General features: G+C 45.2%; 9 protein-coding genes. 3 read left to right on the top strand and 6 right to left on the bottom strand.

Annotated elements, in window-relative coordinates; translation table 11 throughout:
* Positions 1 to 75 precede the first annotated feature (75 nt).
* Together BQ8014_RS02470 and BQ8014_RS02465 are read left to right on the top strand one after the other, a co-directional pair.
* The gene (locus tag BQ8014_RS02470) at positions 76 to 2,292 is read left to right on the top strand and encodes a glycoside hydrolase family 97 protein (RefSeq protein WP_080902983.1); all 2,217 of its coding nucleotides are present in this window, start codon (positions 76 to 78) and stop codon (positions 2,290 to 2,292) included.
* A gap of 61 nt (positions 2,293 to 2,353) precedes the next feature.
* A complete protein-coding gene (locus tag BQ8014_RS02465; protein WP_080902982.1) occupies positions 2,354 to 4,204 on the top strand; it encodes a glycoside hydrolase family 13 protein in 1,851 nt (616 codons plus the stop codon).
* On the opposite strand, the gene BQ8014_RS02460 is transcribed toward BQ8014_RS02465, so the two are convergent.
* Positions 4,201 to 4,839, bottom strand: coding sequence for a redox-sensing transcriptional repressor Rex (locus tag BQ8014_RS02460; protein WP_369808776.1), 639 nt, complete (start codon positions 4,837 to 4,839; stop codon positions 4,201 to 4,203). The two genes, BQ8014_RS02465 and BQ8014_RS02460, sit on opposite strands and share 4 nt — an antisense overlap.
* A gap of 225 nt (positions 4,840 to 5,064) precedes the next feature.
* Here BQ8014_RS02460 and rbr point away from each other — a divergent pair, with 225 nt between their 5' ends.
* The gene (gene rbr / locus BQ8014_RS02455; RefSeq protein ID WP_080902980.1) at positions 5,065 to 5,643 is read left to right on the top strand and encodes a rubrerythrin; all 579 of its coding nucleotides are present in this window, start codon (positions 5,065 to 5,067) and stop codon (positions 5,641 to 5,643) included.
* 56 nt (positions 5,644 to 5,699) lie between these two features.
* On the opposite strand, the gene BQ8014_RS02450 is transcribed toward rbr, so the two are convergent.
* The 5 genes from BQ8014_RS02450 to BQ8014_RS02430 form a co-directional block, all read right to left on the bottom strand.
* Positions 5,700 to 7,841: a dipeptidyl-peptidase Dpp7 gene (locus BQ8014_RS02450; protein WP_080902979.1), complete on the bottom strand. Its 2,142-nt coding sequence runs from the start codon at positions 7,839 to 7,841 to the stop codon at positions 5,700 to 5,702.
* Between the two features lie 20 nt (positions 7,842 to 7,861).
* Positions 7,862 to 9,394, bottom strand: coding sequence for a lipopolysaccharide biosynthesis protein (locus BQ8014_RS02445; protein WP_080902978.1), 1,533 nt, complete (start codon positions 9,392 to 9,394; stop codon positions 7,862 to 7,864).
* Positions 9,394 to 10,428 (bottom strand): Holliday junction branch migration DNA helicase RuvB, encoded by a 1,035-nt coding sequence (gene ruvB, locus BQ8014_RS02440; RefSeq protein ID WP_080902977.1) that lies wholly within the window; start codon positions 10,426 to 10,428, stop codon positions 9,394 to 9,396. The genes BQ8014_RS02445 and ruvB overlap by 1 nt, the downstream gene beginning before the upstream one ends.
* A gap of 491 nt (positions 10,429 to 10,919) precedes the next feature.
* On the bottom strand, positions 10,920 to 12,014 hold the full coding sequence (locus BQ8014_RS02435; RefSeq protein ID WP_080902976.1) for a DUF4855 domain-containing protein: 1,095 nt from the start codon (positions 12,012 to 12,014) through the stop codon (positions 10,920 to 10,922).
* A 61-nt stretch (positions 12,015 to 12,075) separates the two neighbouring features.
* Entirely contained in the window at positions 12,076 to 12,951 is an 876-nt protein-coding gene (locus BQ8014_RS02430) for a DUF5000 domain-containing lipoprotein (RefSeq protein ID WP_160150012.1), read from the bottom strand.
* Positions 12,952 to 12,970 lie beyond the last annotated feature (19 nt).

The following is a 12,970-nucleotide window of genomic DNA, read 5'->3' as shown; positions in this document are numbered from 1 at the left end:
AGGGAGGATCTAAGTCGACCGCCCCTTCCCCTTCTTTTTTATAATAATAGATGCAATATAAAATAGAGATCAACGATGAAAAAAAGAATGCTTACGCTCATCCTACTTGGCATGAGCTCTTTCCTTGCATGCCCTCATGCCCAAGAACTTCAATCACCGGACGGGAACTTAACGATGAAATTTACCCTACAGTCGGGAGGCGAGCCGAGTTATACCCTATCCTATAAAGGCAAGGACGTAATTAAACCGAGCACACTGGGACTGGAACTGGTTCCCGAAGCTGACTCCAGAGAGTTCTGGGATTTCTCGCCCGAAGGGACTGTAGCTGAAAAAAGGGATGCCAAAACATCGCTCTATAATGGCTTCACGGTAACGGATACAAAAACAACAACCTTCGACGAAACCTGGGAACCTGTTTGGGGAGAAACCCGGCAGATCCGAAATCATTATAACGAACTGGCCGTGACGCTGCACCAGACAGAAACCGATCGGCAAATTATCCTCCGCTTCCGTCTCTTCAATGATGGATTGGGCTTCCGGTATGAGTTTCCTCAACAAAAGGACCTGACCTATTTCACCATCAAGGAAGAACGCAGCCAGTTTGCCCTGACCGGAGACCATCTCGCATTCTGGATTCCGGGCGACTATGATACGCAGGAATACGACTATACGACATCACATTTATCCGAGATACGGAGCCTGATGAAAGGAGCCATTACTCCTAATTCTTCACAGACTCCTTTCTCCGAAACAGGTGTACAGACGGCTTTAATGATGAAGACCGCTGAAGGACTGTACCTCAACCTGCACGAAGCGGCATTGATCGATTATTCTTGTATGCATCTGAATCTGGATGACAAGAATTTCGTCTTCCAATCCTGGTTGACACCGGATGCGCAAGGTAATAAAGGCCATTTGCAGGCTCCTTGCACTTCTCCCTGGCGTACGATTATTGTCAGCGATGATGCGCGGGATATACTGGCATCCAACCTGACACTGAATCTAAACGAGCCTTGTAAACTCAAAGATGTCTCCTGGATCAAACCGGTGAAGTATGTCGGGGTTTGGTGGGAAATGATCACCGGACGTAGCTCCTGGGCTTATACGAACGACTTGCCCACCGTCCGGTTAGGCGTTACCGATTATACAAGAACAAAGCCGAACGGTATCCACGGAGCCAATACGGCACATGTAAAAGAATATATCGACTTTGCAGCCAAACATGGTTTTGATGCCGTATTGGTGGAGGGTTGGAATATCGGTTGGGAAGATTGGTTCGGCCATTCGAAAGATTATGTATTTGATTTTGTGACTCCTTATCCCGACTATGATGTGAAGGAATTGCACCGTTATGCACAAAGCAAAGGGATCAAGATGATGATGCACCATGAGACTTCTTCTTCCGTCCGAAATTACGAACGCCATATGGAAGCAGCGTATCGGTTTATGAATGAGAATGGCTACACCTCTGTGAAAAGCGGTTATGTAGGTGATATGATCCCCAGAGGAGAGCATCATTACGGACAATGGTTGAACAATCACTATTTATATGCCGTCCAAAAGGCGGCGGAACATCGGATCATGGTAAATGCCCACGAAGCAACCCGTCCTACCGGATTATGCCGTACGTATCCGAACCTTATCGGCAACGAATCAGCCCGTGGAACCGAATATCAAGCCTTCGGCGGAAGCAAGCCGAATCATGTAACCATCCTTCCCTTTACGCGCCTGCTCGGCGGACCAATGGATTATACGCCGGGGATTTTCGAGATGGATGTTGAGAAAATCAATCCGAATAACCATTCGCATGTAAACTCCACCCTCTGCAACCAGTTGGCGTTATACGTAACCATGTACAGCCCGTTGCAGATGGCTGCCGACCTTCCGGAAAACTATGACCGCTTCCCGGATGCGTTCCAATTCATTAAAGACGTTGCCATTGACTGGGATGACAGCCGGTATCTGGAGGCCGAACCCGGCGAATATGTCACCGTTGCCCGGAAGGCAAAGGGCACGAACAACTGGTTTGTGGGAAATGTATGCGGCGAAAAGGGATTTGCCTCAAAGATCTCTTTCGACTTCTTAGAGGCCGGAAAGCAATATATTGCTACGATCTACGCCGATGCCAAAGAGGCGCACTATAAAACGAATCCACAGGCTTATACGATCCGTAAGGTGGTTGTCAACAACAAATCAAAGTTGACGCAGCTTTCGGCCCCCGGCGGTGGATACGCCATCAGTCTTTTAGAAGTAACGGATAAGGCTGAACTCAAAGGGATAAAGAAATTGTAATATTCACCGGCATCTTTTGTTCATCAAGACAAAGGATGCTTTTCATCAAGACAGACAAGATATGAAACGATTCAGCTTATTTATGCTACTGGCATTCATCAGTATAGGACTTACCCATGCGATTGAGGTGCGTAAGTTAGATCCCGCTTTCTGGTGGGCAGGGATGAAGAACACAGAATTACAGGTCTTGCTATATGGCGATCAAATCGCACGTTGCGAGGTTTCTCTCTCCTCCAAAGAGGTGAGGATCAAAGAGATTGTCCGCCTTGAAAATCCGAATTACCTGTTAATCTACATGGACCTGACCGGGGCAAAGCCGCAATCATTTGAGATCCTGTTGCAACGGGGCAAAGAGAAGAAAACGGTTCCCTACGAACTCAAAGCTCGTAAAGCCGGTTCTAGTGAACGCCCCGGATTCAACGCCGGTGACGTACTCTACCTGATTATGCCCGACCGTTTTGCCAATGGAGATCCAAATAATGACGTGATCCCGGGCATGCGCGAAAACAAAGTGGATCGTTCCGATCCGTTTGCACGCCATGGAGGTGATCTTAAGGGTATCGCTGATCATCTGGATTACCTGCAGGATTTAGGGGTAACAGCTATCTGGCTGAATCCGACTCAGGAAAACGATATGGCTTCCGGCTCTTACCACGGCTATGCCATCACGGACTATTACCAGGTAGACCGTCGTTTCGGTTCGAACGAAGACTTTCGCCAATTGGTAGATCAGGCACATCAGAAAGGAATGAAAGTAGTAATGGACATGATCTTTAATCATTGTGGCAGCGAGAATACACTTTTCACGGATATGCCTTCGCGCGACTGGTTCAATTTCCCGGAGAAATATGTACAAACATCCTATAAGACAGCGACTCAATACGATCCTTACGTATCAGCCTATGACAAAAAGAAAGCATTGGACGGCTGGTTTGTGGAATCCATGCCGGACTTTAACCAACGGAACCGCCACGTCGCGCGCTATTTGACGCAGACCAGCATTTGGTGGATTGAATACGCCGGGATCAATGGTATCCGGCAAGACACTCATCCGTTTGCCGACTTCGACGGAATGGCAGCCTGGTGCCGGGAGGTTACGGAAGAATATCCCGATTTTAATATTGTCGGAGAGACTTGGTATAAAAACAATGCAGCGATCGCTTTTTGGCAAAAAGACAGTAAACTGGCCGCTCCACGCAATTCGAATTTGCGTTGCGTCATGGATTTTCCACTGCTCTTTACGATGGAGAAAGCATTTGAAGAAGAAACGGACTGGGACAATGGATTGACTCGTCTTCATGAATACCTCGGACAGGATTTCATCTATACTAATCCGCAGGAACTGCTGGTCTTCTTCGATAATCATGACACCTCCCGCTTCTTCAAAACAAAAGAAAGTACGAAGAATACCGACCGTTTCAGGCAGGCCTTCGCTTTTCTGCTGACAACACGCGGTATCCCGGAAATCTATTACGGAACGGAGATTCGCATGGCAGCCGATAAATCGGAAGGCGACGGTGCGCTCCGCGCTGATTTTCCCGGCGGATGGAACGGGGATGCACGAAATGCCTTTTCGGCAGCCGGACGGACGAAGGAACAGAACGAGACTTATGACTACCTACGCAGACTCTTACATTGGCGACAAGGCAATGAGGTGATCGCCAAAGGTTCGTTAAAACATTTTGTCGTCGATCCTCTGAAAGGCATCTATATCTATGAGCGGAAGCTAAACAATAAATCGGTAGTAATCATCCTAAACGGCACGTCCAAAGAACAAGTACTCCCCTTAGAGCCCTATCGGGAAGTTTTGCCCAAGACGGAAGCAAAGGAAATTATTGTCAATCGGACGGTCTCCCTTTCTTCCGCATTAGAACTTCAGCCCCGGGAGGTCTTGATATTGGAATTCAATTAACCTTGATTCTGCGAATTCATGCGATTAAACATGACTGCCAGATGGGAATAAATGGAAGTGTTTTGGACGACAATCTCTTCGGGAACCCGGATACGGAACGGAGTGAAGTTCCAGATGGCTTTGATTCCGCCGGAAATGAGATCATCCGTTACTTCCTGCGCTTTCTCAACCGGGACGGTGAGAATGCCGATTGTCCCCTGCAACTCCTCTTGCTTTTGCTGAAACTCACTGATATGATAGACCGGGATTTCGTCAATGGAAGTACCGACGATTTCTTTGCGCGTATCAAAGCCGGCAACGATTTCGACGCCGTATTGCTGCAATCCGGAGTCACGCAACAAAGCGGCTCCCAAACGGCCGACACCGAACAGCAAAGCCTTATGGCGGGAGGTAAACCCAAGAAAATCTTCCAGGACTTTTATTAAGGTAGCAATTTCATACCCGACACGTGTTTTGCCGGTAATGCTGACATAAGACAGGTCTTTAGCCACCTGGCTGGAATCCACGTTGATTTCTTTTGCTATCTGAGTGGAGGAAACAAACGATTCACCCTGCCCTTGCATCAATTTAAGGAAAGCAAGGTACCAGGGTAGCCGCCTAAGGGTAGGTTCCGGTACTTTCGGTTGTTGTTTCATACTCAAGTCGCTCATCTCATCTTCTATAGGTATACCAATTTTACAAAGGTACGTTTTTTTTATCTCTCAGCAATGTTTTAACGATCACAGACATCGTAAAAAAGAAATAATCCCTGCAAAAAAGAGGTTTTTCAAAAAGGAAGTCCTAACTTTGCTCCAACTCCATGCCAATTGCATAGGAGATTTTTAGTCATCATCTTTTATTTACTTACAATTATTAGCATTATGGAAAAGAGCATTAAGGGTACTCGTACAGAGCAAAACCTGCTAAAAGCCTTTGCAGGCGAGTCACAGGCAAGAACACGTTATACGTTTTTCGCCAGCGTTGCAAAGAAAGAGGGTTATGAACAAATTGCAGGTGTATTCCAGGAAACTGCAGATCAGGAAAAGGAACACGCAGAACGTTTCTTCAAATTCCTTGAAGGAGGAATGGTAGAAATTACCGCCTCTTATCCAGCCGGGAAGATCGGGACGACGCCTGAAAACCTGGCAGCTGCAGCCGCCGGAGAGAATGAAGAATGGTCCGAGCTTTATCCCGAATTTGCCAAAGTAGCGGAAGAAGAAGGATTCAAAGCGATAGCCGTTGCCTTCAAGATGATTTCCAAGGTAGAAGAGGAGCACGAGATCCGCTATCGTAAGCTTTTGTCGAACATCGAAAAAGGCGAAGTCTTCGAGAAAGAAGAAGAAATCGAATGGCAATGCCGCAATTGCGGTTACGTACACAAAGGAAAGAAAGCTCCCGGAAAATGCCCGGCATGCGAACATCCGCAATCCTTCTTCGAACCGAAGAAACAAAATTACTAATCACCCGGTGATTTTTGCAATCATAAAAAAGGCGCCCGAAAGAGCGCCTTTTTTATTTATCTCACCAACTTTAACTCATCGATCAGGCGGTTGCATTTACCCCATTTATCGATCAGATAGAGAACATAGCGGATATCCACTGCGATACAACGCTGCAATTCGGGCTCGAAAGCGATATCCCCGCTCATTGCTTCCCAATTACCGTCGAAAGCCAGGCCGATCAGGCGGGCATTTTTGTCGAAGACGGGACTTCCGGAATTACCACCGGTAATATCGTTGTTTGTCAGGAAGCAAAGCGGCAGCTCGCCTTTTTCATTAGCATAGGGCTGAAAGTCGCGTCCCCGGATCAGATCCAGGATTTCAGGCTGCACATAGAACTCGTCACTTTCGGGATTCTCCTTTTCCAGGATTCCCTTATCCGTGGAATAATAGTCATACCAGGCGGCGTCATAAGGGCGATAGCCACCGATGGAACCGTAACTCATCCGCATCGTAAAATTTGCATCCGAATAGAAAGTTTTGTCCTTCTGCATTTCCTGCAGGCCGGCCAGGTATAAACGCTCACCCTTGGAGATATCATATTCCGCCTCGCTCATCGTTTGCTGCAAGCTCAGCACCGAAACCATCACAGAAAGGCTCAGTTCAGCCGCGGGATCCTTTTTCAGCTTCTTGTTTTGTTTCGGATCCTTCAAGGCTCCGGCAATCCGGTCATAGGATAAAAACATTGTCTTTTTAAACAGATCGGCTGCATAACGCTCATAATCGCCCTTATACTTCTTATCCACTTTCTCATAGATATCGGGCAGGAACTCGGACGAAACGGACTCTTTGGCAATCTTCATCATTGCGCCGAGCACCTTCTGGTCCAATGCGGCATTATAATCCTTAAAGAAAGGACGTATCTTTTCTTCCATGAAGCGGTCTACATCTTCAGGGGTAGCGTCTTTCGTGACGAAACTCTGTACCGTACGCGCCAGGCGTATGATCTCCGCTCCACTCATGAAAGCCTCCGTCAGGTAGGTATAGGATCGGCGATACGGATCATTGGTGGTATACCCTTTTTCCAACAGGGAAAGCACCTCCCCGTAAGTGGCCTTACGGGCCGGATCCTTGCCTACCCAATCGGCAAAGGCGGCCTCTTCGGCTTTTTTCCGTTCGATGACATTCAGCTTATCCAACCCACGGTTCATTCCGATCGCATTCTTCCAATAATTGGAACTGCCGGCATATTTGGACGCATATTGGATGCGCACCTCATCGCTGGCGCTCATAGCCTCTTTCCATATCTCCTGTTTGATGCCGCGCACCTCAATCCGCGGTTTATTACTGTCCTCGATCCGTTGGGTTACTCCCCAGGAAGAAAGATAACGGTCGGTGCTGCCCGGGAAACCGATGGTCATCCCGTAGTCTTTTTCCCGGTAACCTTGCAAAGACACTTCAGCTACATATTTCGGCTTGTACGGACGATTTGACTCGCTGTAGTTTACCGGCTCGTTGGATTCATTCGCATAGACGCGGAAAACGGAGAAGTCGCCGGTATGGCGCGGCCACATCCAATTGTCCGTATCCCCGCCGAATTTGCCGACCGAGCTGGGAGGAGCGAAAACCATCCGCACATCCCGGTATACGTTATACACCACCAGATAATACTTGTTATTATTGTAAAAAGGAACGACATCGGCCGCCAGGAAATCATTCTCCCCAATGGAATCACATAAAGCCGCTCCGATCGAATCGGCGGCATAAAGACGTTTGTATTCGTCCGTAATCGTATCGGTTACGGCATTGATGCGGTCGCTCACGTCTACCATCTCTTTCAGGTAACGCACCGACAAGCCGGGAACGGGAAGTTCGTCTTCCTTTCGTTGGGAAATAAAGCCATCCTTCAAGTAATCATGCTCCACACTGCTCAACTGCTGTATCGCCCCGAAGCCGCAATGGTGGTTCGTAAAGATCAACCCCTCTTCCGAAACGGTAATCCCGGTGCATCCTCCGCCGAAGATCACGACGGCATTTGCCACACACGGATCTGTCTCGCTGTACAACTGCTCCGGCGACGGATTAAAACCCAACTCCTTCATCAGGGCCAAATTCTGCTTATTCAACTCTTTCAACACCCACATCCCTTCGTCGGCATACATCTGCATGCAACCCGCCGCAAGCAGCAGTGATACAGATATCTTTTTCAAAACATTCATTCAGTTACTTTATTTAATTATCATTTGTTAATTTTTTCTCTATTTTGATTCTCCTTGTTTTTTGAAAAGTAACGTCCGATATACGGCATTTGATTCAAAGGAAGGTCTTTCCTGACAGCATAAAAAAGGAAGACGAGCAGCAGGAGCGTACGCCAGGCCATCCGGAGCAGCAGGTTATCTATCGGCGCATACATCCCACCGATATAGAGTACTGCCGCAAGCAATCCATAGGTAAGGCCGGACTTCATATCGTAAGCTATCGGATAGTATCGCTGTCCGAAGAAGTAGGAAAGCAGCATCATCAGCAAATTACAGGCAAAAGAAGCCCAGGCGCAAGCCATATAACCATAGCGCGGCCCGAACACAAGGATTATGCCGACGGTGGCCGCACAGCCCAACAGGGAAAAATAGGCTCCCCATTGCGTCTTGTCTACCAATTTATACCAGAGCGAAAGATTGAAATAAATCCCGAAGAAAAGTTCGCCGAACATCACAATCGGTACGACCTTCAGGCCCGGATAGTAATCCGGAGTAACAAGATGCTTCAGGATATCCAGGTAGAACATCACCCCCAGGAAGATGAACAGTGCGAAAATGATAAAATATTTCATCGCCTCCGAATAAGAACGTTTATTGTTTTCGCCCTTGTTCCGGGCAAAGATAAACGGTTCGTAGGCATAGCGGAAAGCCTGGATAAACATGACCATGACGACCGCAATCTTGAAGCAGGCCCCGTAAATCCCCAGTTGTTCCTTTGCGTATTCTTTATCCTCGAAAAGGAAAGGAAACAGGATTTTGTCTGCCGTCTGGTTAAAGATGCCGGCAACCCCGAGGATCAGGATGGGGAAAGAATAGGACAGCATCTTTTTCAACAGAGGAAAATTCAGTCGATACCTGAAACCGGTCAGTTCCGGAAGCATCAATAACAGATTAAGCGCCGAGGTCAGCACATTTGCTATGAAAACGTAGCCGACACCATAACCAGGGTGGTAAAACCAGGAGATCGTATCAGGGAAACGACTGTAAATCCAGGGACAAATCACAAGAAAGAAAACATTCAGGAAAATATTCAGAAAGATATTCAGGAGTTTGATAAAGGCAAAGCGGAGCGGCCGTTGCCGGTAACGCAGGTATGCAAACGGCAAGGCGCTGAAAGCGTCCATCCCGACGATCACGATCAGCATCCCGATGTACTCAGGATGATCGGCGTAACCGAGGGAGCGGCTGACCGGTGTCAGAAAAGCCAGCCCTGCAAGGATAAAGAGCAGGGAAGTGGAAGCCACGCTGATCAATGAAGTCGAGTAAACCTGCATCGGATCTTTTTCTTCTTTCTTGTTGATGAAGCGGAAGAATCCCGTCTCCATGCCGTAGGTCAACAGCACCAGAAGCAGCGCAGTCCATCCGTATAAATTGGTAACCACCCCGTAATCGCCCGTTGTATCCAGAACACGCACGTACATGGGTACCAACAACCAATTCAGAAACCGCCCTAAAATACTACTTATTCCATAGATAGCCGTGTCTTTGGCTAAACTTTTCATCCCTCCTGCCATCAGTCTATCGAATCAAAAAGGAGCCCCTGTTCTCCATTCCGTTTAAAACCTAAATGTGTATATGCCAATACCGTCGCTTCCCGCCCCCGGGGAGTTCGTTTCAGGAAACCCTCCTTGATAAGAAAAGGCTCGTATACCTCTTCCAACGTACCGGGATCTTCGCCTAAAGCCGTCGCGATCGTCGTCAGGCCGACGGGGCCTCCGCCAAACTTTTCAATGATGGTGGTCAACAGTTTATTATCGATCTGATCCAATCCGTATTTATCTATATTCAAAGCTTCCAGGGAGAAGCAGGCTATTTTCTTATCGATTTTACCGGAGCCTTTCACTTGTGCAAAATCACGCACCCGGCGTAATAAGGCATTGGCAATACGCGGGGTCCCCCGGCTTCGCCCGGCTATTTCCTGGGCGGCGCTTCGATCGCATTGCACCTTCAGTATGTCGGCGCTTCGCAATACAATATTCGTCAAGGTATCGATATCGTAATATTCCAGATGCATATTGATACCGAAACGAGCCCGCAGGGGACTGGTCAACAAGCCGCTCCGCGTAGTCGCTCCGATGAGTGTAAAAGGAACTAAATCGATTTGTATCGAACGGGCGCTCGGTCCTTTATCAATCATGATATCGATACGGTAATCCTCCATCGCCGAATATAGGTATTCCTCGACGATCGGGCTCAGCCGGTGTATCTCATCGATAAAAAGGACATCGTTTTTCTCCAGGGAAGTCAGCACGCCAGCCAAATCGCCGGGTTTATCCAATACCGGCCCGGAAGTTACCTTAAAGCCGACGCCCAATTCGTTGGCGATAATGTTGGATAGGGTTGTTTTGCCTAACCCGGGAGGTCCGTGCAGCAAAACATGGTCGAGGGCTTCCTTACGCATACGGGCGGCCATTACAAAGACTTTCAGGTTTTCCACCACCTTTGCCTGCCCGCTGAAGCTCTGAAACGACAGCGGCCGGAGCGCGTTCTCAAATTCCCTTTCGCTTTCCGGTATTCTCGTCTCTCGTATGTCGAAGTCTTCTTCCATTTTAAACTATTGACCGACAAAGGTAATAGAAACGGATTAAAAACCGAAGTTCTCACCCGATTAATCCCCGGTTGATCCATCCGGTTTTACAGATTATTATAGATCGTAACCTCTCATCCGAATGAATTAATTGCAACGGAATAAATCCAGGAGGCAAGCTTCCTTGCATATATAACTTGATCCGGAAAACTACAAAATTGTATTGCCACATCCGTATTGGCGGAAGAATTTACCACTTGAATAGGGCTTAAAATCAGAAAGAAATTACTGGATCGCTATGTTGATTTTTAATATATTAATTACTGCCGAAGTGTTGTTGTTGGGGTATTCATTAGATTAAGAAAAGACAAATCGTAAAAAACATTTTGTTTTCATACGTAATCAATTTTGCAAGCTGTTAATATATAACTATTTTCAATACACATCCTCCTCAACATTATTCAAAACACTAAAGTCTGCTCTTAAAAGGAGGATCATTATTAAAGCATTATTTAATTATCAATTACGAATTTACAAAATAAATGATATAATTCTCTATCATTCTCATTCGTAGAAATAGAAAGTTCATATAAGGCCTTACCACCTTGATAATATGCAACCTTTTTCGTTTTGTTTATTCCGTTTTCTCTAAATGCATTCAGATAGTTCTCGAGCCTATAGCCCCATCCGGACAGTACTTTCTCATCAAACTCAAATTCCATATCCATATCGTATTTTTGAGCTAATTCACATGCTTCGTCGAGCCTGGAAAGAGGTATACTTTCATTAAAAAAGTAATTAGGCTGAAGATAGGCATAATTAAAATTAAGTTTCTTCCATTCGGAATAACCATCGGATTTAAAATAAGGGATCCAAACAAAGCTATATTTAAGATTATTCAAATAAATTGCGATGTCTGCTAATATAGTTCGTGTATTTGTTGCCTCTTCCGCTATCCAATAAAAGCCGGCTAGCTCAATGTTACTATATTTCATTTCATTAAATTTTCGCCTTACATAGTCTATGTACCATATACATGCAGCAATACGGTCATTGGGCTTTGAAAAATCTAAAAGTGTCGCATTGCTTACTGCTCCCCAATCTTTTTGATTAACAATAGGTTCCGGTAAACCAATAATCACCTTCCTTTTTACATTTGGAGTACCTATCCTACCGATTGCTTTATCAACGGAGCGTTGTAATGCACCTAAACAATACTTCGATTGAAAATATGAATCAGCTAACATTTGCCAATCTTTCTGATTTGCAGGAGTATTCGTATATCCTGTAGCAAAGGATTTTCCTGATCCATTATGGATTTCTAAAAATAGAAAAGAATCAAACAACCAATTTTCTTGTCCTGATGAGTCTGTATAGGTAACGTAGGGATTAATATATTTTTCATCCCACTGAAAGGTACGGTGTGATCCTCCGCTATATAACAATACAAGATCCTTACATTCCAATAATGAAGTACGATTTTTTTCCCAACTGTAAATAGTATCTTTTTTACTGGGAGGCATTGGTGCTCCCCCTTCAGCATTATCTGCTTTTCCACAGCTTATCGCAATTAAAAAGAGGAAAAATAGCAAGAAACTCTTTTTCATATTCTATATTTAATTTTATGTCATGAGGGTATGGCAAATTCTGTCACACCCTCATTATTAATTACATATTATAGCCCCATAAGGTTATTTCACACAAAGAAATAGCCGTGGTGGGCGGATTTTTATAGTTTTCCAAACATTTTACCCTTAGATACCTGACGAATGGACTTTTATCTTTCGTAAATTCAAGCATGTCACCTTTGGCAAAATCAGCTAATGTCGATTTTGAATTATCTAATGTTCCCAATTTGGTCCATTTACTCCAATCACCGTCAACTGGAGGAGTCCCATCTTCTAGATAGCCCCACAACTCATAATTCTTAGGACAAACATTCGTGTATGCCCAATACAAACTTGCCCTAAAACGATATAAATGATAGTAATCACCCATATCGAAGGTAAAGCATTCTCCTGTCAGATAATTTTTGTAACCGATTTCTCCATAATTTTCAGGTTTAGACATAATACCTTTATCCCAGAGATAAATAATGTTTCCTTCCATCTGTTGCGTGTCATTATTCAACCTATATTCTTTAAATACAGAATTGTCAATGGATATATATTCCGGGATAGAAGCGGTTAATGTATAATCCAATTCAGAATATAAATTATCAATCCGAATATGATACGGTTTAGTCAAATCTAAGGTCAAAATTGTATCCGTAGGAGATATTAATTTAGCTCTTTTAGAAATGCTTAAATGTATATTTACATTAGATAAACTTTTTAGATTGTTTAAGTCTAATACAATGGTTCTATCTTTATCAGAAATAACTCCTGTTGCTATATCTTTTCCATCTTGCGCTGTAACCGCTTTAATCGGAGTCAGTACCGGATTAACAGGCAGCGATTCATCAAACTTTGCATCTTCACACGAAACGAAACATACGGCTAAGCAAAGCGTCATACTTATTAAAAAAGTTAAGTTCTTCTTCATCTTGTGAAATATTTTGATT

Origin of the sequence: Parabacteroides sp. Marseille-P3160, assembly GCF_900162725.1 — a bacterium.
Classification (GTDB): domain Bacteria; phylum Bacteroidota; class Bacteroidia; order Bacteroidales; family Tannerellaceae; genus Marseille-P3160.
This window is presented reverse-complemented; position numbering and strand designations above follow the sequence as displayed.